Raw genomic sequence first — 24,690 nt, 5'->3', positions numbered from 1 at the left:
GTTCAGGCAAGGCTGCGCCGCCGGGCCGGCGCCGCGGCGGCAGTAAACGTCGCCATCGTCGCCGTCAGGTGCCGGAGCGCGAGGTCGAGTTCGTCTGCCGATGCGCCGGCCGGCAGTGACGCGGCCTCGACCGGCTGCCTCGCCACCTCGCCGGCATCGAGCATCGCCAGCAGGCTGGCGGTCAACGCGTCGTATTGCGCCGCGCGCTGACGGTCGGCCTCGCCCGGCATGCCGCTGCGCAGCACCTCGACCACGGCCGCCGCGCCGCAGACCGAGCGCAGCGCGACGAGGACCGGCTGCAACCGCCCGAGCTGGTCCGACCGCCAGTAGCCCTCCAGCAACATCCGCTCACGCGCCACTTCCAGCCGGACGCTGGCGAGCCCGGCGTCGCGCTGGATCTGGTCGAGCGTCTCGGTGTCATCGCAATTCAGGCGCAGGACGGCCGACGCGAATGCCATGTTGGCCGAGATCGCGGTGCGGATGGCGGCGTGCAGCGCGTCCCGTTCCTTCTCGGGCCAGAACAGGAAACTTGCGGCAACCCCAACCAGGGCGCCGAGCAACTCGTTCGCCAGGCGCGCCACGATCAATCCGCCGGTCGGTCGGATGAAGTCGGTCAGCAGCATGAACATCGGCGTCAGGAAGATCACGAACAGCCCATAATTCACGAGCCGCAGCGACACGGTGATGGCGGCCAGCGGCAGGATGGCCATGACCATGGCGCCCGGCGTGGACAGCAATGCGAGCAGCACCGCCGCCATCGTGCCACCCACCATCGTCCCGAGCGCGCGCTCCACGATGCGCAGCCACGTGTTGGCGGAAAGCGGCTGGGTCACCACGATCGCGGCTATCGCCGCCCAGTAGGCGAAGGTGACGCTGAGCAGCGTGCCAAGCACATAGGCGAGCCCGCACGCCACCGCAACCCGGAGCGCGTGGCGCCGCACCATCGGGTCAGCACCAAAGAACCACAACCGGGGCCCCGCAGGCGGAACGGCCGGCGCTGGCCGCGGCTCCCGCCGCGCCACGCGGCCGACGGCCGTTGCCGCGAACGACACGGCGCGCGCCATCGTATCGTTACGCCTGCCCAGGCGCTGCCGCAGCGTCTCCACCTGCACGGCCAGCGCCGGCGCAAAGGGTGACCCGCCTTCCGCCTGCACGGCCACATCGCTCAGCAGCCGCTGCAACGCGTCGAGCAACGACTGCGCTGCCGGATCGATTGCCACGCCGGACTGCCGGCGGAAATGCCCGATGGCGATCAGCGCCGAAAGCACCCTGCCGGCAGCATCAACGCCCGGGCCGAGGATGGCCCCCGTCCGCAGGTCATGCGCCGCGAGCGCCCTGCCGCGCTCGATCGACAGGCGCACGCCGCGCCGGTAGACCGTATCGAAGTCAAGCCATCCCGGTTCGTCATGGCCGGGGCGAGGATCGAGATCCCGGAGGACACCGGCCATGTCGGCCAGCCTGCCGAACACCGACGCCAGCGTCAGGCAGGCGCCTTGCGAGAACGGCACGGGCCACAGGACCACGCAGAACAGCACGGTCCACAGCGAACCGAGCAGAAAATACCCGGCCTGCAGCAGCGCACCCGGCAGCGGCGCCGGCGATGCCATGCCGATGACGACCGCCAGCGAGGCGATCAGCCCCGCCTGTGCCGGCATCGGGCCGAGCACGGGTCCGTAGGAGCGTGTCAGGCCGCAGAGAAACACCAGAACGAGCAGCGCCGCTACGCTCGGCACGAATCCAAAATGCGCGGCATACGCGGCGATCGGCAGGACGACCACGCCGAGTGCGATGAACAGGCCCATCGCCCTGAGGCGACCGGCTGTCGGACCCTGTGGATCGGACAGGCATGTCCAGAAGGCCGCCACGGCACCGAACGCCATCTCGGGGCGGCCCAGCAGCACGGCCGCGCACAGCATCGGCGCCATCGCCACCAGCGCCTGAAGGCCTTCGGCAATGGCAATGCGCTCCGGCGTGACCGCGAACACATGCCCTTCGGCCCGCAGCGCCCGCCGGTTGACCAGGGATACCAGCTTGCCCATCAGGCGCATGGCACGCTCCACTTCGGTGAGTGGATTGAAGCCTAGTGCATCTGGCGACGTTGTCATCCCCGTCCCGGCGCGAGCGGAACGCGTGAACACCGGCTGGCCCTGGCCGCGCATTTGCAATTCGCGCGAGGAGGCTTTGCAGCTTTGCTGCGTTCCCGCGCCTATGGCAGGCGTGCACCGCGCGACGCTCCTGTTCGCATCACGTGGCATGGCGATTGCAAACCCCGCCGATGTCCCCAAGGACATATCCACTATCCAATTTCCGGAGGGTAAGTCATGTTCGTCCACAACAAGCGTCTGCAATACACGGTGCGGGTGGCTGCGCCGAATCCAGGTCTCGCCAACCTGCTGCTCGAACAATTTGGTGGACCGCAAGGCGAGCTTGCGGCAGCGTGCCGATACTTCACTCAGGCAATCGCGGAGGAAGATCCCGGCCGCAAGGACATGCTGCTCGACATCGCCACGGAAGAACTCAGCCACCTTGAAGTGATCGGGTCATTGATCGCCATGCTCAATCGCGGCGCCAAGGGCGACCTGGCCGAGGGCGTCCAGGCAGAAGCGGATCTCTATCGTTCGCTGCAGGGCGCCGGGAACGACAGCCACGTGACGCAGATCCTGTACGGAGGCGGTCCGGCACTCGTGAACTCCGCTGGCGTACCGTGGACGGCGGCCTATGTCGATTCCATCGGCGAGCCGACTGCCGATCTGCGCTCCAACATCGCGGCCGAGGCGCGCGCCAAGATCGTCTACGAGCGCCTGATGAACGTGACAGATGATCCGGACGTGCGCGAGGCCCTGGGCTTCCTGATGACGCGCGAGGTGTCGCACCAGAAGTCGTTCGAGAAGGCGCTGTACTCCATCAACCCCAACTTCCCTCCCGGAAAGGCACCGGTGGATCCCAAATTTGCAAGCGTGTACTTCAAGATGTCGCAGGGCGAGGAGGCATTGCGCGGGCCCTGGAATGCCGACACCACGTTCGCTTTCGTTGAAGATCCGCCCCCCGCTGTTGACGGTGGGGACGGCACCGCCACCGTGACGTTGCCCGCCGAGCAGGAAGAAACCGTCGAGGCCTTCGCATTGCGCGGGCAATCCGATGTCGAGAGTGATCCCGTGACCGGCGTCGACCTGGGCAGCGCCGAAAACGATCCGGACGGGGTGGGCACACCGGTTGCCGACAAGGCGTGAACAGACTGCAGTCTATCTTCGCCACGGTGGAACCGCCCCTTTGAGGGCGGTTCCACTTTGGCGCGGCGTTCGGGTGTCACCCCCGCCGCCGCCCGGTCTATACTCCTCCCACACTTCACCCTCCAATGAACCATGGAATTCGCGCCAGGCATCAGCCAACTAGCCGGACTGCTTTCCGACCCCGGTCGGGCGGCCATGTTGTGGGCCTTGATGGATGGCAGTGCGCGGCCGGCGGGGGAGTTGGCGCTGATTGCCGGGCTGTCGGCGTCGTCCACGAGTGGCCATCTGGCGCGGTTGTCGGAGGGGGGTCTGCTGGCGGTGGAGACTCGCGGGCGTAACCGGTACTACCGGCTGGCCGCGCCGGAGATCGGGGTGGCGATCGAGGCGCTGGCCACGGCGTCGCTGGCCAGCCAGCCGCCGCGGATGCGGGCTGTGCCGGTGTCGCGCACCGCGCCGCCCGCTCTGCGGCAGGCGCGCACCTGTTACGACCATCTGGCCGGGGAACTTGCCGTGGGGCTTTTCGAACGAATGTCGCAGGCGGGGTGGTTTGCCGTGGCCGGTTCGCACGTGGACCTGACGCCCGATGGCGCGCAGGCGATGGCACAGCTTGGCATCGACCTCGACGCGGCGCGGCGCAAGCGGCGGCAGTTTGCGTGCACTTGCCCGGACTGGAGCGAGCGCAAGCCGCATCTGGGCGGCGCGCTCGGGGCGGCGCTGCTCGACGCCATGCTGACACGCGGGTGGATGGAGCCTACGTCCACCTCACGCGCGCTGAGGGTCACGCCGCACGGACAACGTGAGATCGAAAAAGTGGCGATGTCAGCATAAAATGGCATCCGAAACACGCGCCACGAAGGAGAAAGCCCATGGCAATTGAACTGGAAGACGACGCGCAGGACGCAGTAAGCCGCCTGTTCGCGCTGATCAATCTCGGCGATACGCAGCAGACCAGCCGCCACCTCGCCTTGTTCGAGGAAGCGCTGGAGGATGCCGAGGAAGACGAGGCCGACGGCGACGCCCTGCTCTACCAGATCAAGGAGGTCATCGACTGGGAAGCCGGCTTCTATGTCGACTGGAAGGATGTGGAGTCGTTCATCGGCTGCCTGAACCAGCTCTGCGAGCGCATCGACATCGAGCTCGACTGGGGCACCGACGATACCGAGGACGAGGATTTCGTCGAGGGGACCAGCGTGCCCGAGCTGATGGAGAAAGTCACGGACCAGCTGCGCGTGGCCGGCTACACGCTATGGAACTGGGACACCGGCGGCGACGCCTACGCAGGCTGGATCACGCGCAGCGAGGACGACGACGAGCTGCTCGAAATCGCCGAAACCCTCGCGCTGGACGTGCGCTCCGGCGACCAGCCTTACTGAAGCCCGGCGCGCCGGCGCTAGTTGAGCGTGAGCACGGCCGGCTCGGCATCGGCGTCGGCCAGCAGGGCCGGTTCCGCGCCGGCGCCGGCGGGGCGCAAGCCCGGGTGGCGGGCCGATTCCGGCACGCCCAGCGTCTCTTCCAGCGCGTTGAGGAACGCCCGGACGCTGGCCGGCATCAGCTTGCGCGCCGGCATCAGCACGTAGACCTTCAACGGCGACGACGCGTAGCCGGGCAGCACGCGCACCAGTTGCCCCTGGAGCAGTTGCTCGTGAACGAAGCGCGGCGAGAGGCGCGTCACGCCCAGGCCGTCCACCGCCGCCTTGAGCCGCACCTCGGCATTGTGGGTGCAGATGCGCGGCTCCACATCCATCGAAAACGTCTCCACGCGGTCGCGCAGGAACTCCCAGTGCGTGTCGTCGAGATTGCCGACCGTCGGCCAGCCCTGCAGGTCCTGCGGTGTACGCGGCAGGCCGCGTTCGCGGATCAGCGACGGCGCGGCATAGAATGCGCGCTCGATCAGCACCACGCGCTTGCTGGCGAACGAGCTGTCGCTCAGGTTAGTGTCCGTCATCACGAAGGCCAGGTCGTAGCCATGGCGGATCAGGTCGGGCTGGTCCCAGCTGACATCGAGCTGCACGCGCAGGGACGGATGCTGCTTGAGCAGACGATTCAGCGTGGGCGACAGATGCTGTGAGCCCACCTCGTAGGGCGTGGCGATCTTGATCGTGCCGCCCACCTCGTCGCTGAACGAAGCGGCCTCGGCGCTGACCTCGCGCAGCGCGCCGAACAGCGGCGCCACACGTTCATAAAGTTGCTGGCCGCGCTGCGTCACGCGCACGCGGCGCGTGGTGCGCTCGAACAGACGTGCGCCCAACTGCCCTTCGAGCCGCGCCACGGCGGCGCTGGCCGACGACTTCGGGACTTCCGCCAGCTCCGCCCCCTGCGTGAAGCCGCCGCCTTCCACCACGCGGCAGAAGATTTCCCAGTCCTTCCAGTCGATCGTCTTCATCTGACACCCTTTTTTCGAAATCTTCTCCGGGAAAACCCGTACCCGGCGGGCGATTGTCCCACACTACGAACAATGCTGAAGTCCACGCTCAACGTAGGGACATTACAAGAGCATGACAAACGGGTGACATCCCCGATACGAAGTGGCGCTTCCGACCCGCCCGAGGCATCGGGGGAATCGATCATGGGAAATAAGGCATCACGCGTCCTACGATGCCTAACATCACCCGAAAGGGTATTTCTGGAAGGAGAGCCCCATGTACCGCGTTGCCGCCTTCGCCATTGCCAGCCTGTTCTCGACCGCCGCCTTCGCAGGGGCCAATTGCGACAAACATCCGAAGTCCGAATGGATGCCGGAAGCCGACGCCAAGGCGAAGATCGCCGCGCAGGGCTACAACATCAAGAAGTTCAAGGTCGACGGCAATTGCTACGAGATCTACGGCACCACCAAGGACGGCAAGAAGGCCGAGATCTACTTCGATACCAAGACGCTGGACATCGTCAAGTCGGAAATCGAGAAGTAAGCCGTGGCCACGCCCGCTGACCGGGTCGAGGCGTCCGACTCGACGCTGGTCTGGGACCTGGCCGTCCGCCTCACGCACTGGAGCGTGGCGGCCATGGTCTGCTACGACATCGTCGACGATTCGGGTGACCGGGTGCACCGGGTGGTGGGCTATGTGGCCGCCGGGCTCGTGCTGTTCCGGATTCTCTGGGGATTCATCGGCACCGAGCACGCGCGGTTCGGCGCATGGTTGCCGCGCCCGGCCGGCGTGCTGCTGTACGCCCGCACGCTGCTGCGGGGACGCGCGCCGCGCCACCTCAGCCACACGCCGCTCGGCGCCGTGATGATGCTGGCGATGTGGGCGCTGATCCTGGGGCTGGCCGTGACCGGCTGGATGTCGCGGCTCGACCCGTTCTGGGGTGAGGACTGGCCCATCGACATCCACCGCTGGATGTCCAACACGCTGCTCGGGCTGGTCATCGTGCATGTGATCGCAGCCGTTGTGATGAGCGTCAAGCTGCGGGAGAACCTGGTGGGGGCGATGGTCAGCGGGCGGAAGCGCAGACGGGGGCGCGACGGCGTTTGACAGGGCCAGCGCATCCCCTTTCTCGGCGTACAAATGAAAAGGCCCCGCTCTTGCGAGCGGGGCCTTCGAATTGGTGCCCAGAAGAGGACTCGGTCACCCATGCGCGACCCCGGGATTGCGCTGGCAAGCGCAATCCGTTCGAGTCCCCCGGGCAGTCCGCAGGGACTGCCCTTTCTGGGCGTACAAATGAAAAGGCCCCGCTCTTGCGAGCGGGGCCTTCGAATTGGTGCCCAGAAGAGGACTCGAACCTCCACAGTGTTGCCACCGCTAGGACCTGAACCTAGTGCGTCTACCAATTCCGCCATCTGGGCTTCGTTTCGCTGCATTGCTGCTGCGACGCGAGCCGCGAATTCTACAGAAGCCTTGGCAATTTGCAAGCCCTTTTCACACGATTGTTGCAATCAACTGTTCTGCACGCCGAGGTACAGGCTGCCGTCGAGCACGTAGCGGTTGCGGCCGGCGCGTTTGGCGCGGTACATCGCACTGTCGGCCCGGTGCAGCAGCGGTTCCAGCCGGGGCGCCTCGGGCAGCGCGCAGACCGCGCCGACGCTGATCGTCACGTAGGGCTGCACCGGCGTGCCGTTGTGCACGATGGCCAGGTCGCGCACCGCCGCCACCATCTCGCGGGCGATGCCGCGTGTCTGCTCCATGCTCGAATCGGGCAGCACCACGGCGAATTCCTCGCCGCCCAGCCGGGCGCAGAACTGGGGCCCGCGCAACACCGCACGCAGCGCGCCTGCCACCTGGCGCAGGCATTCGTCGCCCACGGGGTGGCCGTACAGGTCGTTGAACTGCTTGAACAGGTCCACGTCGAGGATCAGCAGGCCCAGTTCCTCGCCGCGTTCATGGGCCCGCGTGACCGCCGCCTGCGACTCGCGCTGGAAATAGCGCCGGTTCGGGATGCCGGTCAGCGCGTCGATGTCGAGGTCGGCCTGCACCCGCGAGAGTTGCTGCGCCGTCTCGCCAAGCTGGGCGGTCAGCGCCAGCTCGCGCGACTGGTAGCGGCTCACGTCGCGCAGGAAGACCAGCAGCCCGATCGGCTTGCCGTCCATGCGGCTGACCGGCTCCACGGCAAGCTCGTACTGGGCGCCGTCGGGAATGTAGTGCGGCGTCGCGCCGGGGGCATCCAGCGCCGCGTTCCATTGGGGCGGGGGCAACTGGCCCCGGCGCAGGTCCGGCAGCAGCCGGATCGCGGCCGGGTTGAACTCCACCACGCGCCCCTCGGCGCCGATGATCACGCAGCCCTCGCGGATGGTGTCGAACACGCGCAGCCGGGCGTAATGGCCGATGTCCTCCAGATGCGTGCGCAGCGCGCAGAACCAGACCAGCACGGTCATCAGCGAGAACGTGGCGGGCGTGAGATCGCCGCCCAGCGGGCCGGTCCAGCGGTACAGGTAGGCAATATGCGTCAGCAGCGGCAGGAACAGGCCGCCCATCAGCACCGCGCGCCCGCGCGCCGACAACGCGGCGTTGGGCACCTGCGCGGTGGCCAGGAAGTACATGCTCAGCGCCAGCAGCGCGTAGGTCCACGCCGCCACGGCCGTGTAGCCCACGCCGTGATGGAACACCGCACCGGGCGAGACGCCGGGCGGCATCAGTTCGATCGAGGTCCAGATCAGGTGGTGCCGCTCGTTGGTGAAGACCAGCACCAGCGTGGCCACCGCCGCGAACACGGGCACCGAGAGCGCCGACCACGGCACCACGAAGCGCGGGCGGCTCAGGTGGATCATCGCCACGAGCCAGCCGATCGGCACGGCCACGATACCCGCGTACTGGAACTTGGCCCAGAAGATGCGCCCTTCGAGCCCGGTCTCGCTGATCTCCAGCAGCCGGCCGCCGCTCCAGATGGCCACGCCGCCCGCGAGCACCAGGAAGGCCCGGACGGTGGGATCGTCGCGCCGCGGCCACGCGGCGATGGCCATGCCCACACTGCAGACGACTGCAATGGTCAGGCAAAGGACGAGAGGATACGAGGGCATGACGAAGAAGGCCGGGACGGATGCAGGCGCGCCCGGCCTCCTGGCGCAGATGCGCGGACGGCGGCCTGGCAGGGCGACCCATTATAGGCCCCCGTGGCGAAGGCCCCGGCGCGGGCGCGGCGTGTCAGCGCCGGCTGCGGTCGGCGCCGCGCATGTCCTGGATGATCATGGTGCGGTCGAGCACGCCGTTATCGTCGAAATAGATGCTGAAATGCGCCGGCACGTAGCCGGGCAGGTACATCCGGTACGACCACGCCTCGCGCTTCATCAGCGAGTAATACTGGATCGGTTCGCGCGGCGCGCCCCAGCGCTGCAGCACGTCCTGCTTGGTCCAGACGCCGGGCCGGGCGGTGTAGATCTCGCTCTCGGTCAGCATCTGGCGGTAGTTGGTGAGCCGGCCGCTGGCGTCGAAATCGGCCGCGTAGACCTCGAAGCCATAGGGCTGCTTCGAGTAGATCCAGCGCTGCGTGCCATCGGCAAGCTGGTAGGTCTCGGTGGGGGCGCCGAACGTGTCGCGCACCGTGGCCTGCGGACTGCCCATCAGCTTGCGGGCGGTGTCCTCGGGCAGCAGCGAGGCGCAGCCGCCGAGTGCGAGGGCAAGGGCGACGGCGCCGGTCCAGGTGGGTATCCAGGTGGGAAAGCGGATTGACATGGCTGGGCCTCCGTAATGGTTCGCGCCGCGCGGGCGCGACGCCTTCGCGGGGAGCTTACACCACTCGCGGCACCCTGCCAGCCGGCGGCCCGCCTCAGCCGCGCGCCGCCCGCCACGGGCCGCGCACGACTTCGCGGTCGTCGATGGGCCAGTGCAGCGCCGCGGCCACCACGCCCAGCGCCATCGCACCCATCCACACCGGATCATAGGAACGTGTCAGTTCGAATACCAGCCCGCCCAGCCAGACGCCCAGGAACGAGCCGAGCTGATGGCCGAAGAACACGAAGCCGAACAGCGTGGTGATGTACCGCACGCCAAACACCTGCGAGACGATGCCGCTGGTCAGCGGCACCGTGCCGAGCCACAGGAAGCCCATCACGGCGGCAAACCCGTACAGCGTGGGCGCGCCCAGCGGCAGCAGCACGAACAGCGCCATGGCCGAGGTGCGCGCCAGGTAGATGCCGGCCAGCAGGTACTTGCGCGGATGCCGCCCGCCGAGCCAGCCAAACACGTAGGTGCCGGCAATGTTGGCCAGCGCGATCACGGCCAGCGCCACCATCGCGTCCCGGGGCGCCAGGCCCTTGTCGCGCAGATAGGCCGGCAGGTGGTTGGCGATGAACGCCAGTTGGAAGCCGCACGCCAGGAAGCCGAAGTTCAGCAGCCAGAAGCCCCGATGGGCGAACGCCTCGCGGATGGCGGCACCGAGCGGCTGGCCGTCGGCGGCCGCCACTGTCCCGCCCGCCCCTGCCGGGGCCAGGTCGCGGAACGGCAGCGCAAACGGCAGCAGCACCGCCATGGCCGCCGCGAACACCAGCAGCGCCTGTTGCCAGCCCACGCCCGAGAGCAGCGCCTGCGCGGCCGGCACCATCAGGAACTGGCCGACACCGCCCAGCGCACCGGCCATCCCCAGGATCCGGCTGCGTTGCGCCGGCGGCACCATGCGGCTGAGCGCGCCATAGACCACGCCGAACGTGGTGCCTGACTGGGCGATGCCGATGCAGACCCCGGCCATCGCCACGAAGCCGAGGTGCGACGACGCCAGCGCCATGCCGGCCAGCCCCGCCGCGTATAGCACCACGCCGGCCAGCATCGCCTTCCACGAGCCCAGCCGGTCGGCCACCATCCCCATGAACGGCTGGGCGATGCCCCAGATCAGGTTCTGCACGGCCATGGCGAAGGCCACCGTGTCGCGCGTCCAGCCACGCTCGGCGGCAATCGGCAGCAGGAACAGCCCCTGCACATGGCGCACGCCCAGCGCCAGGCCCAGCATCAGGCCGGCGGCCAGCAGCAGGAATGCGGTAGCGCGCCACCATGGCGCGGCGGCGGCGACGGAAGGGGGGCTGACAGTCTCGACGGACATGGCGGGCGCTCCGGGGGGAAGAGTCGGGATGGGACTATTTCAGGTGATCGGGGTGCCTTGCTCAACCGACATTTGGAGCCTTCTGACATTCCCGCTGCGCATGGCTGGCCGCCCGGTTCCGTGCTGTAATGAACGCCTCGTCCTGCCACGCTCCACCCCGCATCCCCATGACCGTGCCGCTCGCCCAACTGTTTCCGCTCGACCTGCTGAAGGGCTTTGTCGCCGTGGGGCGCCGCATGAGCATCACGCAGGCCGCCGACGACCTGTGCCTGACGCAATCGGCGGTCAGCCGCCAGATCCGCGCGCTCGAAGATCATCTGCGGGTGCGCCTGTTCGTGCGCCAGCATCGCGGGGTCGCCTTCACGCCCGAGGGCGAGCGGCTGTTTCGCAGCGCCGATGGCGCCGTGCAGCAGTTGCAGGACGTGGCCGGCGAGATCCGCAAGCGCGACGGGCGCCGGCCCGTCACCGTGACGGCCAGCATCGGCGTGGCGGGCCTGTGGCTGCTGCCGAGGCTGGGCAGCCTGCAGCGCCAGTTTCCGCGGCTCGACGTGCGGCTCTCGGCCAGCAACGCGATCAGCGACCTGCGCGCCGACGGCATCGACCTGGCCATCCGCTACTGCCCGGCCTCGGCCGCCCCGCCGCACGCCGAGCGGCTGTTCGACGAAACCATCGCGCCGGTCGCCAATCCGTCGCTGGGCGCGCAGGCGGTGGCGTCGGCCGAGGCGCTGGCCGGGCTGCCGCTGCTCGAACTGGACGATCCGCGCCCCTGGCTGGGCTGGCGCAACTGGCTCAGCGCCCACGGCTACCGGCAGGCCGCGCGGCGCGGCATCCTGCGCTTCAACCAGTACGATCAGGTCATCCACGCGGCGCTGGCCGGCCAGGGCGTGGCGCTGGGGCGGCTCGAACTGATCGAGCCCCTGCTGGCGGGCGGCCAACTGCACGTGCTGACCACGGCCGGCGCCGCCATGCCGAGCCCCAATGCCTATTGGCTGATCCATGCCACCGAACAGCCACGCGACGATGTGCGGCACGTGGCCGCCTGGATTCGCGAGGAGGCGGCCCGGGTCAGGCCAGGCGCAGCGCCAGCCGGCCCTCCAGGGGGCCGCTGATCTGGCATTGCGCCGCCCCGGCGCCGCGCAGCGCACTGAGGAAGTACGTGGTGCTCTCGCTCACGGGGTGGCTTTGCCCGGCCAGCAGCACGATGTCCTCGGAGCGTCGCGCCTGCGCGTGCTCCACGGTCACCCACAGGCTCCCCGCGCGGCAGGTGATACGCGCCCCGGCGCGCAGCGCCACGGGGATGCAGTCCGATTCGATCAGCAGGTTCCAGGTCATGGCAGGCTCCGTTTCCACGTTTGCAGTCTGGCCTGCCGGTGGCCCCGCTGCCATGAGCAATGGCGCGGCCGCCCATGAGATTCGCGCACGGTGCCGTGGAAAATAATCCTCAGGATTGGCTCAGGGCGTCCGTTAATATCGGCGTCGGCGCGCAATCTGACCCCCACGGCCGCCCCTGCAACCGAGACTTGCCATGGATCCCCTGTCGTTCGAATTCGTGAGTGTGGAAGAGGCCAAAAAGGTCCTCGATGGCGAGCCGCCCGCCTCGGCCCAGGTAGATTGGAGCGCGCTGCGCGAGCCGCCCGACGCCGCCAGGCTGGCGCTGAGCCCGGCCGCGCTGAAGTGGCTGGCCTACCTGCCGCGCGAGGTGCGGCCGCTCGAACTGTTCCATGCCTACCCGCGCATCGCCAACCAGATGGCCGCGCTCGGCAACGGGGCGGCGGTGTCCGCGCTGCTGTCCGAACTGCTGATCGACCGGCGCGGGGGCCGGCAGGGGTTTCCGGCCGGCGTGGCCACGGAGCTGACGCGGCTGCAGGAATACCTGCTGACGCTGCGGCAAGCGGGCGCGGCCGCGGACTAGAGCTGGTCTTCTACCGGCAGCATCCGCAGCACGCCAATCCCCATGTGCTGCCAGATGCTCATATCGGGCTCGCTGGTGAGCACCACTTCCTTGCCGTCCTCGATCGTGGTCCAGGTCAGCGATTCCTTGCCGCTGTCGTCTTTCTTCAACTGCACCCGCCAGGCAATCTGCATCAGGTTCTTTTCCATGTCCTCCACCAGGCGCGTGGCCATCGGCACGCTGTCGAGTACCACGCCCATCTCGGTATTGAGCTTGATCGAGCGCGGATCGAGGTTCAGCGAGCCGATGAACAGCAGGTGGCGGTCCACCACGTAAGCCTTGGCGTGCAGGCTGGCGCGGCTCGACGCGAACATCCGGCTCTTGCGCGTGCGGCTCTTCGCCAGATCGGCGTTGGCGGCCGTGGGCTTCAACTCGTAGAGTTCCACACCGGCCCGCAGCATCGGCTCGCGGGTTGGCGCATAGCCCGCGTGCACGGCCGCCACGTCAGTGGCGGCGAACGAGTTGGTCAGCACCTTGACGATGACCCCCCGTTTGGCGATGCCGGCAAGCCACTGGCGGTTCTCCTCGTCGGGGACGAAGTACGGCGAGACCAGCACCAGTTCGCGCTCGGCCTTTTCCATCATCGCGCGTAGCTGGGGGATGGCGTGGGTGGAGGGGTCGTCGGGATGGTCCTCGATCTTGTCGGCCTTGTCCGAGATCACGCGCGCGCCGCCAATGTAGCCGGGCAGGTGGCCCATCTCGATGCCGCGCGCCAGGCCGGCATCCACCAGTTCCTGCACCAGCGGGCTGGCCTTGGCCATGTCGCCCTTGGCCTCGATCTGCTTGCGGAACGCCTTGAGTTCGCCCGGCGCGGCGTCCTGGCTCTCCTTGAGCAGCGTGCTGACCGGGTAGGCGTTCTGGCTGTTCCAGTATTCGTCGAACACCTTGCTGGCGGCAGGAACGGCGGGGCCGCCCACCATCACGTCGAGGTCGCTGAAGCTCATGTCGGGCTTGGCCGAGAAGTACGCGTCACCGATATTGCGCCCGCCCACGATCGTCACGAGGTTGTCGATCGTCATCTGCTTGTTGTGCATGCGGCGATTGATCCGGCCGAAGTCGTACACCATCTCGGCCCAGCGCACCTTGCGGTTGGCGAACGGGTTGAACAGCCGTACCTCGATGTTCGGATGCGAGTCGAGCGCGGCCCAGGTCTTGTCCTGCTTGGCCGTATGGATGTCGTCCATCAGGATGCGTACCCGCACGCCCCGGTCCGCTGCGTCGATGACCTCGGCCAGCAGGACGCTGCCGGTAGTATCGACGTCATAGATGTAGTACTGCATGTCCAGCGTCTTCTGCGCGGCGCGCGCCAGCGCGATGCGCGCGGTCAGCGCGTCCGGCCCGGCGCCAAGCGGGTAGAAGATCGACTGTCCCGGATACTTGGCCAGCCGCGGCAGCAGGGCGCGCGCCAGCGTGGTGTCGGATGTATCGGCGACGGCCTGGCTCGGCGTGCGGCCGGCGTTGGCGGGCAGGCTCGCGCAGCCGGCCAGCAGGCCGCACCACATCGTGACGCACAGCAGCATCGCCAGGCCCTGCACGCCGCGCCGCCACAGCGGGTTGCGGGGCGCGCGCGGAAGTCCGGACGGCGCCCCGGCGCGTCCCCATCCGCTCAGCATCCTCGCCATGATCGTCTCCCAGACGTTCGTTTCCCCGGTGAATCAGTGTATGCAGCCCTGCAGGCCGCGTGGGCCGCAGCCCACGGCAATCCTGCCACTGGGCAGTTTGCCGGGCCGCCGGGGCGTGGCACAGCAGGTGCCGTCCGGTTCCGTTGTCGGCGTTTCTCCTGCACCGCGTTTCACGCAAATGGGCCACAGATCAAAAACCGAATCGCCGGACCGGTCCAGAATCGGTTCGCGCCATGTTGCGGCGCAACCGTTTCGGTCTTGGAAGACAGGTATGACGAAGGAGATGACAATGTTGTGGAAGAACACCCGGCTCTGGCTGCTGGCAGCGGCTGGCATGGCCGCGCTGATCCAGCCCAGCCACGCCGCCAGTGACGTAATCGCCACCCCTGAGCAGGCCCGTGCGCTGGCTCGCGAGGCCTATATCTACGGCTACCCGGCGGTGGCGTCGTACACCACGCTGTACTCGCAGGCCGTGGACCGCGGCGATGCCAATTTCAAGGCGCCGCTGAACGCGATTGGCCACGCCACCGGCACGTTCTCGCCGCGCGACACCGCGATCATCACGCCAAACGCCGATACGCCCTACTCGTTCGCCTGGCTCGACCTGCGCGCCGAGCCGATGGTGCTGACCCTGCCGGCCGTGGAAGCAGACCGCTACTATTCGGTGCAGTTGCTCGACATCTACACCCATATCTTCGGCTACTTCGGTTCGCGCGAGAACGGTAGCAAGGGCGGCCGCTTCATGGTGGCCGGGCCGGACTGGAAGGGCCAGGTGCCCAAGGGCATTGATGGCGTGCTGCGCAGCGAATCGCAGATCGCCTACGCGCTGTATCGCACCCAACTATTCGACGACGCCGACCTGGCGCGCGTGGCCGAGATCCAGAAGGGCTACACGGTCCAGCCGCTGTCGGCCTTCCTCCGGACCAAGCCGCCTGCCGCGCCGCCGGCCATCGCCTGGCCGCGCCCGCAGGCAGACACCACGCAGGGCGTGGCGCTGTTCCGCTACCTGGACTTCCTGCTCGGCCTGGCGCCCGCGCATCCCAGCGAGGCGGCGCTGATGCAGCGGCTGGCGGCCATCGGCGTGGGGCCCGGCAAGTCGTTCGACGAGAAGACGCTGAAGCCCGAGATCCGCCAGGCCATGGAGGCGGGCATTGCCGATGCCAAGGCCGACCTGAAGACGTTCCAGACCACCGATATCCGGGGCGGCAAGGTAACCTCCGCGCAGTTGTTCGGGTCGCGCGAGCAGTTGCGGAACAACTACATGTACCGCTACGCCGGGGCCGCGTTCGGCATCTACGGCAACACGGCGGACGAGGCGTTCTACCTCAACTACTACACCGACGCGAGCGGCCGGCCCCTCGACGCCAGCCAGGGCGCGCACTACACGCTGCGCTTCGCCAGGGACGCGCTGCCGCCGGCCAACGCGTTCTGGTCGATCACGATGTATGACGCCCGCACGCAGTTGCTGGTCGAGAACCCGATCAACCGTTACCTGATCAACTCACGGATGCTGAAGGGCCTGCAGCGCGACGCCGACGGCGGCGTGACGCTGCAGTTCCGGCACGCGGCCCCGGCCGGCGGCAACCAGAACTGGCTGCCCGCGCCCGATGGCCCGTTCTACGCGGTGCTGCGGCTCTATATGCCGAAGCCGGAAGCGGTGAACGGGCAATGGAAGAAGCCGCCGATGGTGAAGGCGGCGAAGTAGCCCCGTTGCCGGTCTTGCTCCCCTCGCCCATGAAATGGGAGGGGGGTGAAAACCAAAGGGGGGGAAGAAACGCTTCAAGACCCCATCTGCCACCCAAGCCCGAGCGCTTTCTGCAGCGAGACAAAGTCCTTCAGCAGGTTGGCATCGCCCGAGATCCGGTCCTGTTGCGCCACCACGCGCGTGCGTTCCACGTCGAGCCATTCGAGCATGCTGGCGGTGCCGGCGCGGTAGCGTTGCTGCTGGAGCGTCGAGGCCCGCTCGGCCGAGGCTTCCACGCGGCGCAGCACCACCACGTGTTCGCGCTGATGGCCGTAGCGTGACAGCGCCACGTCGGCATCGCGCAGCGCCTTGAGCACGGTGCCCCGGTAGTTGGCCTCGGCCTCGTCGCGGCCGCCTTCGGCGCTATCCACGCCGGCCGCCACCCGGCCGAAATCGAGGATGTTCCACTGCAGGCGCGGCAGCGTCAGCCACGTGCCATTGTCCTTGCGGGCGAGGTGGCCGGGGTCCATCGCGCTGAATCCAAGCGAGCCGAGCAGCGAGAGCTTGGGGAACCAGTCAGCCTTGCGCACGCCAATCTGGGCCGTGCTCGACGCCAGCCGGCGCTCCGCCGCGCGAATGTCGGGCCGCGCCTTGAGCAGCGCAGCGGGGTCACCGACTGCCACGGTCTCGGGCACGGCGGGCAGCGGTTGGGGCGTCGAGAGCATCGCATCGAGCGCGCCCGGCGCCCGGCCGGTCAGCCACGCTATCTGATCCAACGATTCGGCGATGCCGGCCTGCACCGGCGACATCTGGGCGCGCGTGTTGTCGAGCTGCGTCAACAGCCGCTCCACTTCGAGTTGCGACGCCACGCCGCGCGCCCGGCGCTGCTCGGTCAGGTCGAGCATGTCGGCTTCCAGTTTCTCCGACGCCTGCAGATGGGCCAGGCTCGCCTGCTGCTCGCGCAGCGTGACATACGCCTGCGCCACCTCGGCGGCCAGTTGCACGTGGGCGTCGGCCAACTGCGCGGACGCGGCATCGGCCTCGGCGGAAGCTGCCTCGATCGAGCGGCGCGTACCGCCGAACAGGTCGATCTCCCAGCTCGCGTCGAACCCCGCTATATAGAGAGACATCGGCCCGCGTCCACCACCCGACGATCCCTCGCCCGACAGCGCCGACAGATCGGGCGACCGGGTGCGCAGCATTGCGGCATCCAGCCCGACCTTGGGCAGCAGATTGGCTTTATTACTATTCAATCCGGCTCGCGCCTGCCGCACACGGGCGCGGGCGGCGTCGATATCGGGACTCTGTTTCAGCGCGTCGGCGATCAGCGCGTCGAGTTGGGTATCGCCAAGCGCGTGCCACCAGTCGGCCGCACGCGGGGCGCTGGCATCGGCCACGGCGGGCGCGTGCGGGAATTTGCCCGTGCCGATGGCGTTGGCCGCCACCTCGGGCGCAGTCCGGTAGTCAGGGCCGACGGTGCAGCCGGCCGCCAGCAGCGTGGCGGCCAGGGCCAGCAACCTGGCGTGAGAGAAGGCAGGCATGGTCAATGTCCGGCGGAGATGGGCGCGCCCGGACGGGGCGGCTTGAGCAACAGGGCCAGCGGCACGCAGCACAGCAGCGCGATGCCAAGGGCATAGAAGGTTTCCGAAAACGTCATCACGGCGGCCTGGCGCGCGATCTCGCCGCTGAGCTGGGCCACGGCCTGCAACTGGGCGTGGGCGTAGTCGCCACCCTGGGCCACGAAGCTGGCGATACTCGACGCCATGTGATCCTGCCCGATGGCGCTATTGGCGGTCACCGATTCGCGGATCACCGAGTCGTGGTACGCGTTGCGGCGGTCGATCAGCGTGCCAAGCAGCGCCAGGCCGATCGACCCGCCAAGGTTGCGCGCCATGTTGTAGAGCCCGGCCGCGTCGCCGGCCTCGTGCACGGCCACGGCCGCCATCGACGCCTGGTTCAGCGGCATCATCGCCAGGATCTGGCCAAAACCGCGCAGTACCTGCGACACCGTGAAATCGTGCCCCACGCTGTCGGCGGTCAGCCCGATATCGAGCATGCAACTGCCGAAGAAGCACACCAGCCCGGCAATCACGAGCCACCGGCTGTCGAACTTGCCGAGGATGCGCGGCAGCACCGGCATCAGCAGGAAAGCGGGAATGCCCGAGATCAGCATGATGCCGCCGGCCTGCTCGGCGTTATAGCCGGCAATGGTCGACAGAAACTGCGGCAGCAGGTACGACACGCCATAGAGCCCGGCCCCGACCACCGACACGATCAGGATCACGCTCGCGTAGCTCTTGTTGAGCAGCAGCCGCAACCGCACGATCGGCTGCCGGGCCGTGAACTGGCTGACCAGCATCATCGACAGTCCGATGGCCGACAGCAGCGACAGGTAGACGATGCCCTGGGACTCGAACCACTGCTCGCGCTGCCCTTCCTCCAGCACCACGGTCAGCGAACTGAGGCCGATGGCCAGCCCGACGATGCCGAGCCAGTCGGCCTTGAAGAACGCGTCGATATCGGCGCGCTCCGGCTTGAGCCCGAAGTACAGCAGCGGCACAAGTACCGCGGTGATCGGCAGGTTCAGGAAGAAGCACCAGCGCCAGTTGATATTCTCGGCCAGCCAGCCGCCCACCACGGGGCCCAGCAGCGGACCGAGCAGCACGATCAGTCCGAACATCGACATGCCGATCGGCATCTGGTGGCGCGGCAGCCGCGTGCGCACGATGGTCTGCGCGGTGGGAATCATCGCGCCGCCGGCAAACCCCTGCCCGATCCGGCCGATGACCATCTCGGGCAGGCTGTGCGCCATGCCGCACATCATCGAAAACGCCGTGAACAGCAGCGCGTTCCACATTAGGAAGCGGCGCAGCCCGAACACGCGCGTGAGCCAGGCCGTCAGCGGAATGATCACGATCTCGGCCATCAGGTAGCCGGTGGAAACCCACGTGCCTTCGGTGCCGGCCGCGCCGATCTGGCCCTGTATTTGCGGCAGTGCCGAGTTGGTGATCGAGATGTCGAGCGTGGCCAGCAGCGCGCCCAGCGAGCCTGCGGCCACGGCGATCCAGTCGGCCGCCGTGGCGTTCGCGGGAGGTGCCGTCGCTGCCGCTGCCGCCGGAAGGCGGGCGGCGCCGGCGTCAGCCATGGGCGGCCCCGTTGGCGGCGGCCGGCGCGGCGCCGGGCACCCGGGCGCTGGCCGGATGCAGGTCGCGCGTATCGACATCGACTACCACCGAGAGGCCCGGCACCAGCACCGGACGCGCCTCGTTCGGCACATCCACGTGGATGCGCACGGGCACGCGCTGCACGATCTTGGTGAAGTTGCCGGTGGCGTTCTGCGCCGGCAGCAGTGCGAACTGGGAGCCGGTGCCCGGCGACAGGCTGTCGACCACGCCGTGCAGCGCCTCGCCGGACAGCGCATCGACGTGCAGCGTCACCGACTGGCCGGGCCGCATGCGGCCCACCTGCGTTTCCTTGAAATTGGCGGTCAGGTACAGGTCCTGCACCGGCACCACGGTCAGCAGCCGCGTGCCGGGCTGGGCGAACTGGCCCACGCGCACGCCCTTGTCGGCCACGCGTCCGGCCTGGGTGGCGCGCACCACCGTGTCTTCGAGGTCGAGCTTTGCCTTGCGGGCGCTGGCCTCGGCCACTTCCAGCTGGGCGCGGGCCTGTTGCAGGCGGGTCTGCAGCGTGACGGTCTGGCTCTGCTCCACGCGCAGCGCGGCCTCGTTGGCGGCCAGCGTGGTGCCGGCACGGGTCTGGGCGTTGCGCAGTTCGGCGGTGCGTTCCTCGGTTTCGGCGCCGGTCCTCACCAGCGGCGCATAGCGCTCGACCTGCGACGCGGCATAGCGCGCGTTGGCGCGGGCGCCGTCCACCTCGGCGGCGGCCTGCGCGATCCGGGCCTTCTGCTGCTGCAGGTCGGCGTCGGCGCGCGCCACGTCGGCCTGGCGCGACGCCACATTGGCGGCCGACTCGTCATAGGCCGCCTGGTACTGGCGGTTGTCGAGCCGCACCAGTTCCTGCCCGGCCTTGACCTGCTGGTTGTCTCGCACATAGACCTCGGCCACGTAGCCGCTGACCTTGGGCGCCACGGTCACGCTGTCTGCCTGGATATAAGCGTCGTCGGTCGATTCGATGAACCGCCCGTGCACCCACCAGCGCACGCCAAAGGCCAGCGCCACGGCCAGGGCCACGGCGCCGCCGCCGATCAGCAGCGAGCGGCGGCGGGAGGTACGGGTAGATGGGGACGCAGCGGGCGCCGACGGCGCGGCAGTGGCCGAGGCCACGGAAGTGGGGGCGGACATGGGATTCGGGGGCGAAAGTGACGCGCAATTATTCCACTTGGAAGATTTATGTCAACTGATATATTTTCGCCCTGTTAGTATTGCGGCCTGTTCCCCACCAGCACCACCGACACCAGGACACCAGGACACCATGGCGCGACACCGGCCAACCGCCGAAGGCGGCTACCAGCGCGGCGAGGAAACCCGCGCACGGATCATCGATGCGGCCCTGCGGCTGTTCGCTGCCCACGGCTTCGACGGCGCGTCCACGCGCGACATCGCCAAGGCGGCCAACGTCAACGCCCCGGCACTGCAGTACTACTTCGACAACAAGGAAGGCGTGTACCTGGCCTGCATCGACTATTTTGTCGAGCGCGCCTTCGCGCTGGTGCAGGACGTGGTGGTGGCCGCCGAGGCCCAACTGGCCAGCGACGATGTGAGCGACGAGGAACTGGTCGAGACCTACCTGGCCCTGCAGGCGCGCTTCGCGATGTTTCTCTACGAGTGCCCGGAAACCGACCACTGGCGCCAGTTCATGGCGCGCGAGCGGGCCGGACTGGGGCCGCCAGGTGCGTTCGAGCGCATCGACGCCGGCATCAACCGCCGGCTGTTCGCGCTGACCTCGGCACTGATCGGCCGCCTGATCGGACAACCGGCCAGCGACGAGAACACGCGCATCCGCGCCGTCGCCATCGACAGCCAGATCGCGGCATTCAAGGTCATGCGACGCCACATCCTGCGCGCGCTGCAGTGGGAAGGTTTTGGCGAAGCCGAAACACAGAAGGTCCAGGAAGTGCTGCAGGAGCACACGCGGCTCCTGCTGTTGGGGCTGATCGCCCGGCGCGAACAACAGCGCAAGGCAAACTAGAGCAACAGCTCTAATTGAAGTTGGATTGGCGATAGATTTATCATAAAGTCCATTAAATTCAACGACTTACTAGACGGACGCGCCTTATCGCCCTCCGCCAGCGCCCATGAAATTTAGGAACTTTACGATTGTGTTTGCAGAAACTCCTTGCTTACCTATCTAGTAGTAGATACTATTCGGTCCATGGAACGACGCAGCGCAGCAGACAGCAGTACTGAAGCAGACGCGGCGGGCCAAGCAACAAAGGACAGTGCAGCAGCATCCGAACCGGCAACGGTCTTTTTTCAGCGCCGCGAACCTACCTACCAGTAGATAGCAACGCCGGACAGACCACCGGACCTGACAGATAGTGACTGGCCCCGCGACCGACACAGACGAGATCGCCCGGCCTTACGCAAGGAGAGCATCATGACCGCCAAGACCATCCTCACCGCCGCCGCCCTCGCCGCCGCTTTCGTAACCGGCGCTGTGCAAGCCGCCCCCGCCTCGCAAGACAGCGTCTACGGCTACACCCACCGCGTGCAGGACCAGCGCAGCGCGTTCACCGATGGCGCACGCCAGGGCAAGTTCGACACGTTCTCGGAAGGCGCCCGCGTTGGCAAGGCCGACCCGTTCACGGACGGCGCCAAGGTCGGCAAGGCTGACCCGTACACCGACGGCGCGCGCATCGTTGCTGGCCTGGACACGGTTGGCGTCTCGGCCAGCCCGGCCCGCAAGGTCGATCCGTACCTGGACGGCGCCCGTGGCGTGAACGAACCGCGCAGCCCGTACTACGACGGTGCCCGCACCCGCGACGTGTACACCGACGGCGCCCGCGTCTGAGCATCGCCTGATGCAGGCGGCCGAACAGCAGTAGCCGGAGTCCATGAGGTCTCCGGCAACCCTCTCCCCCGGAGTCCATCATGAGCTTCAAGAACAGCGCCCTGATCGTCAGCGGCTGGCTGGCGCTCACCGCCGCCAGCGGCGCAGCCGCCGCGCTCGTCGCCACGGCATTGCCGGCCTGACCGGCAATGCCGGCGCGAGACCGCCGTACCGCAATTCCTCAGTACCGCCCGGGCCAGCCTATGCTGGCCTTTCTCGCTTGTCTGCCGGCGGATGCTTTCAATATTGATACGCCACCTGTAATCCCGCAGTCAGCCCGGCGGTATGCAGGTGTTCTGGCTTGTAAACCGGCGTACCAACAAACATGTCATACGACAGACTGCCCAGTCTCGATCCGCCCAACCCGCCGCGCAGGCCGAGGACGGCGCCCGCCAATTGTTTTCCAACCTGATTTTTAGTGGCTGGCCCGGCAACCCGGCCATAATCCAGCCCAGCGTATAGCGATTGCCCCGTCGCCCCCAGTGGAACCTGCAGTTCATTGCGCCAATAGAATCCGCGTTCGCCCGCCAGCATGCTTTCCCCGTCGAACCCCCGCACGGTATATCGGCTGCCAATGGTCAGATCGTCGACGTAATACAGGCGGTCGTTGGTGTACTGGCCGCGCACTGTCGTGACGAAGCGGAAGGGCTGGTCGGCCAGCTTGAATGGCACGGAGAGGTTCGCGTCGACCACCATCATCCGGTAGCGCCACGTCGCCCCGCCTTCCGCGGCCAGCCGGTCATCCTGCGCGCCGAAAGCCCCCAGGCCCTGGCGGTATGAAACCGTGGCGTCGAGCTGGGACCGACCGAAGTAATGCCTGTCCGTGATGCCGAGTTCCAGGATCGTATTGTTCCGGCGCTGATTGGGTAGCTCGGAATCCGCGATAAAGCTCCGGCCGAACCGGCGCGTCAGGCGCATCTGCATCCCGAGCACATCGTTCTGGCTGCGGCGCAGAACCCGATGCAGTTTCAGGTCAACGTTTTCCGATTTCCCGCTGGAAACGAACGTCTGGTTGACGCCGGCGATTTGCTGGAAATAGTTGCTGCTCGATGCGGAAAGGGTCGCGGTCCAGTAACCCCATGGAATCGCGTAGAACGTATTCCAGCCTCGGGTGCCATATTCCTTGTCATCGACCATCACATCCTGGCTGAAGCCGACATTGAAAATATCGCTCAGGCCCAGCGGGTTATCGATACCCAGACTCAGATTTCCCTGCCATTTTCCCGTGGAACGCGACCCCGAATTATCGACCGACGCCACTAACGTCCACGGCTTGCCGCGCTTGACCGTGATGACCACGTCGCTGATACCCGGGACCGGCGTCGGCATGATCTGCATGTCAACGTCCTGACTGGCGACGCGTTTCATCTGCTCCAACCCCTGTTCCAGATCGCGCAGATTCAACAGTTCCCCGGCCGAAGCCGGAAACGCAGCCTTCCACGTCCCCCAGACATCGGCCTCACTGAATCGGATTTCACCAATCACGCCGGGGATCAGGGCCAGCTTCAACGTACCAGACGTCAGATCCTGCTCGGGCACCAGCACCCGCGTGGTCACATAACCGCGCGAAAGAATCGCCTGGGATAGCCCCTTGACCAGCGTCCCGACGCCCTGACTGCCAACGCATTCGCCCCGGTAATGGTCAAGCCAGCTCCGCGCGAAGGCGAATGGGTCCATCGGCAAGGCCGAGGCACCGCTGGCCTGCAGGTCAGCCGGGAGGTCGGCCGGCACTTCAAGAACGAAACGCTGGATGGGAAAACAGGGGGCTTCCTTGGGAAGCGGTGGAAACTCCGCCTGCTCGGCTGCAGGGGCCAGCACTGCCGGGGCTTCCACGGCGGCACTACGCTCCCGCGCTTCCTGCTGCTGGCGATTGCGCTGCTCCTGCTCCGAGTTATTCAGGGCTGCGGCCTGGCGGGGAGTTGGAGGTGTCTGCGCCATCGAGACGGATGGCACGCTCAAAAAGCCGACCGCAAGCGCGGCGGCGGTGGCGATTTGGGAAGGTTTTGGAAACATCGGCGTTGGAGAGGCCAGAGGGGGCGTCCGGGCCGGTCGAAGGATTAAGTTGGTCAGGGGGCGGATTACGTAGCGCTGGAGGTCTCGTTATTTAAGCGCTCTGGCGGGTCGTTAAGCATTCCGGCACTCAGTCGTCGCCGAGCTGCGTGCGCCGTTGTGGTTCACTCAGTCTTGCTCCCAGTAGCTTTTTTTCGGTGGTTCGCCTCGCTCCTCCCGGCGGATTTTTCTCCATCCCTTGATAAAACGAAAGCTGGATGTCGTAAATATCATCAAGAAAAAGGGAGTTCCACGGGAAACGGAGCGCCAGTCGTATCCCGATAAGTGGGAGATTATCAGCCACGCGAAGATAATGATAGCAATTACGGCGTAAGAAAGCAGAACCTCCTCCAGTAACTTCTTCTTGGCGGCGGTATATCGAGCAACTGGCTCGTCCAGAGTGGACGAAAAGTCGGAAAATGAGTCGTCGGGATCTTTGCTGTGGCCCTCGTTACGTGAGGGTCGAGTTACAACTCTCACCAGTACGAATAGTAACGTGAGAAATGTCGCCAGGCCAATCAAGGATAATTCGATGCTTCCCAAGCCAAGTTTTGTTCGACTGTGATCTACAATCAGATACGAAAAGAAGGCGGAGGCAAAGATTGAGCTAATAATCTTTTCGCGCCGCATTTTGGATTTCGACTCTTCGTCGTGCCAACTCATTTGCAATTTCCGTTCGGG

At 67.1% G+C, this 24,690-nt stretch carries 22 protein-coding genes and 1 tRNA gene; 10 read left to right on the top strand and 13 right to left on the bottom strand.

The window, feature by feature from the left end:
• Positions 1-2: 2 nt before the first annotated feature.
• Positions 3-2,105 carry an FUSC family protein gene (locus EV147_RS16625; RefSeq protein ID WP_157994697.1) on the bottom strand — a complete coding sequence of 701 codons (2,103 nt, stop codon included), beginning with the start codon at positions 2,103-2,105 and terminating at the stop codon, positions 3-5.
• A gap of 216 nt (positions 2,106-2,321) precedes the next feature.
• Here EV147_RS16625 and EV147_RS16620 point away from each other — a divergent pair, with 216 nt between their 5' ends.
• The 3 genes from EV147_RS16620 to EV147_RS16610 all read left to right on the top strand — a co-directional run bounded on the left by EV147_RS16620 (position 2,322) and on the right by EV147_RS16610 (position 4,603).
• Complete coding sequence (locus tag EV147_RS16620) at positions 2,322-3,230, top strand: manganese catalase family protein (protein WP_130392325.1); 909 nt, start codon at positions 2,322-2,324, stop codon at positions 3,228-3,230.
• A 132-nt stretch (positions 3,231-3,362) separates the two neighbouring features.
• Positions 3,363-4,058, top strand: a complete 696-nt coding sequence (locus EV147_RS16615) for an ArsR/SmtB family transcription factor (protein ID WP_130392324.1) — start codon at positions 3,363-3,365, stop codon at positions 4,056-4,058.
• Between the two features lie 38 nt (positions 4,059-4,096).
• Complete coding sequence (locus tag EV147_RS16610; protein WP_130392323.1) at positions 4,097-4,603, top strand: DUF6630 family protein; 507 nt, start codon at positions 4,097-4,099, stop codon at positions 4,601-4,603.
• Between the two features lie 17 nt (positions 4,604-4,620).
• On the opposite strand, the gene EV147_RS16605 is transcribed toward EV147_RS16610, so the two are convergent.
• On the bottom strand, positions 4,621-5,613 hold the full coding sequence (locus EV147_RS16605; RefSeq protein ID WP_235844780.1) for a LysR family transcriptional regulator: 993 nt from the start codon (positions 5,611-5,613) through the stop codon (positions 4,621-4,623).
• Between the two features lie 256 nt (positions 5,614-5,869).
• On the opposite strand from EV147_RS16605, the gene EV147_RS16600 reads away from it, so the two are divergent.
• Both EV147_RS16600 and EV147_RS16595 read left to right on the top strand, forming a co-directional pair.
• On the top strand, positions 5,870-6,136 hold the full coding sequence (locus EV147_RS16600; protein ID WP_130392322.1) for a PepSY domain-containing protein: 267 nt from the start codon (positions 5,870-5,872) through the stop codon (positions 6,134-6,136).
• 3 nt (positions 6,137-6,139) lie between these two features.
• Positions 6,140-6,700: a cytochrome b/b6 domain-containing protein gene (locus EV147_RS16595; RefSeq protein ID WP_130392321.1), complete on the top strand. Its 561-nt coding sequence runs from the start codon at positions 6,140-6,142 to the stop codon at positions 6,698-6,700.
• 224 nt (positions 6,701-6,924) lie between these two features.
• Here EV147_RS16595 and EV147_RS16590 read toward each other — a convergent pair.
• The 4 genes from EV147_RS16590 to EV147_RS16575 all read right to left on the bottom strand — a co-directional run bounded on the left by EV147_RS16590 (position 6,925) and on the right by EV147_RS16575 (position 10,691).
• Positions 6,925-7,011, bottom strand: a tRNA-Leu gene (locus EV147_RS16590).
• 90 nt (positions 7,012-7,101) lie between these two features.
• Positions 7,102-8,679 (bottom strand): diguanylate cyclase domain-containing protein, encoded by a 1,578-nt coding sequence (locus EV147_RS16585; protein ID WP_130392320.1) that lies wholly within the window; start codon positions 8,677-8,679, stop codon positions 7,102-7,104.
• Positions 8,680-8,803: 124 nt separating this feature from the next.
• The gene (locus tag EV147_RS16580; RefSeq protein ID WP_130392319.1) at positions 8,804-9,331 is read right to left on the bottom strand and encodes a hypothetical protein; all 528 of its coding nucleotides are present in this window, start codon (positions 9,329-9,331) and stop codon (positions 8,804-8,806) included.
• A gap of 94 nt (positions 9,332-9,425) precedes the next feature.
• Positions 9,426-10,691, bottom strand: coding sequence for an MFS transporter (locus EV147_RS16575; protein WP_130392318.1), 1,266 nt, complete (start codon positions 10,689-10,691; stop codon positions 9,426-9,428).
• Positions 10,692-10,858: 167 nt separating this feature from the next.
• On the opposite strand from EV147_RS16575, the gene EV147_RS16570 reads away from it, so the two are divergent.
• Complete coding sequence (locus EV147_RS16570; protein ID WP_130392317.1) at positions 10,859-11,800, top strand: LysR substrate-binding domain-containing protein; 942 nt, start codon at positions 10,859-10,861, stop codon at positions 11,798-11,800.
• Here the strand turns inward: EV147_RS16570 and EV147_RS16565 are convergent.
• Positions 11,757-12,023 carry a DUF2917 domain-containing protein gene (locus EV147_RS16565; RefSeq protein WP_157994696.1) on the bottom strand — a complete coding sequence of 89 codons (267 nt, stop codon included), beginning with the start codon at positions 12,021-12,023 and terminating at the stop codon, positions 11,757-11,759. The genes EV147_RS16570 and EV147_RS16565 overlap by 44 nt on opposite strands.
• A gap of 193 nt (positions 12,024-12,216) precedes the next feature.
• Between EV147_RS16565 and EV147_RS16560 the strand changes: the two genes are divergently transcribed.
• Complete coding sequence (locus EV147_RS16560; RefSeq protein WP_130392315.1) at positions 12,217-12,603, top strand: hypothetical protein; 387 nt, start codon at positions 12,217-12,219, stop codon at positions 12,601-12,603.
• On the opposite strand, the gene EV147_RS16555 is transcribed toward EV147_RS16560, so the two are convergent.
• Positions 12,600-14,162 carry a phospholipase D family protein gene (locus EV147_RS16555; protein ID WP_130392527.1) on the bottom strand — a complete coding sequence of 521 codons (1,563 nt, stop codon included), beginning with the start codon at positions 14,160-14,162 and terminating at the stop codon, positions 12,600-12,602. The two genes, EV147_RS16560 and EV147_RS16555, sit on opposite strands and share 4 nt — an antisense overlap.
• 391 nt (positions 14,163-14,553) lie before the next feature.
• Between EV147_RS16555 and EV147_RS16550 the strand changes: the two genes are divergently transcribed.
• Complete coding sequence (locus tag EV147_RS16550) at positions 14,554-15,969, top strand: DUF1254 domain-containing protein (RefSeq protein ID WP_130392314.1); 1,416 nt, start codon at positions 14,554-14,556, stop codon at positions 15,967-15,969.
• Between the two features lie 74 nt (positions 15,970-16,043).
• Here EV147_RS16550 and EV147_RS16545 read toward each other — a convergent pair whose 3' ends face one another.
• Genes EV147_RS16545 through EV147_RS16535 form a run of 3 tightly spaced genes read right to left on the bottom strand, consistent with a single transcriptional unit; the run spans position 16,044 to position 20,252 of the window.
• Positions 16,044-17,489: an efflux transporter outer membrane subunit gene (locus EV147_RS16545; protein WP_130392313.1), complete on the bottom strand. Its 1,446-nt coding sequence runs from the start codon at positions 17,487-17,489 to the stop codon at positions 16,044-16,046.
• Positions 17,490-17,491: 2 nt separating this feature from the next.
• Positions 17,492-19,093 carry an MDR family MFS transporter gene (locus EV147_RS16540; protein ID WP_130392312.1) on the bottom strand — a complete coding sequence of 534 codons (1,602 nt, stop codon included), beginning with the start codon at positions 19,091-19,093 and terminating at the stop codon, positions 17,492-17,494.
• Positions 19,086-20,252: an HlyD family secretion protein gene (locus tag EV147_RS16535; RefSeq protein WP_130392311.1), complete on the bottom strand. Its 1,167-nt coding sequence runs from the start codon at positions 20,250-20,252 to the stop codon at positions 19,086-19,088. The genes EV147_RS16540 and EV147_RS16535 overlap by 8 nt, the downstream gene beginning before the upstream one ends.
• A 130-nt stretch (positions 20,253-20,382) precedes the next feature.
• Between EV147_RS16535 and EV147_RS16530 the strand changes: the two genes are divergently transcribed.
• Both EV147_RS16530 and EV147_RS16525 read left to right on the top strand, forming a co-directional pair.
• The gene (locus tag EV147_RS16530; protein ID WP_130392310.1) at positions 20,383-21,099 is read left to right on the top strand and encodes a CerR family C-terminal domain-containing protein; all 717 of its coding nucleotides are present in this window, start codon (positions 20,383-20,385) and stop codon (positions 21,097-21,099) included.
• 408 nt (positions 21,100-21,507) lie between these two features.
• On the top strand, positions 21,508-21,921 hold the full coding sequence (locus EV147_RS16525) for a hypothetical protein (protein ID WP_130392309.1): 414 nt from the start codon (positions 21,508-21,510) through the stop codon (positions 21,919-21,921).
• A 279-nt stretch (positions 21,922-22,200) separates the two neighbouring features.
• Here EV147_RS16525 and EV147_RS16520 read toward each other — a convergent pair whose 3' ends face one another.
• Entirely contained in the window at positions 22,201-23,973 is a 1,773-nt protein-coding gene (locus EV147_RS16520) for a ShlB/FhaC/HecB family hemolysin secretion/activation protein (RefSeq protein ID WP_130392308.1), read from the bottom strand.
• 165 nt (positions 23,974-24,138) lie between these two features.
• On the bottom strand, positions 24,139-24,672 hold the full coding sequence (locus EV147_RS16515) for a hypothetical protein (protein WP_130392307.1): 534 nt from the start codon (positions 24,670-24,672) through the stop codon (positions 24,139-24,141).
• Between the last annotated feature and the right edge of the window lie 18 nt (positions 24,673-24,690).

The organism is Cupriavidus agavae (assembly GCF_004217045.1).
Lineage (GTDB): Bacteria > Pseudomonadota > Gammaproteobacteria > Burkholderiales > Burkholderiaceae > Cupriavidus > Cupriavidus agavae.
This window is presented reverse-complemented; position numbering and strand designations above follow the sequence as displayed.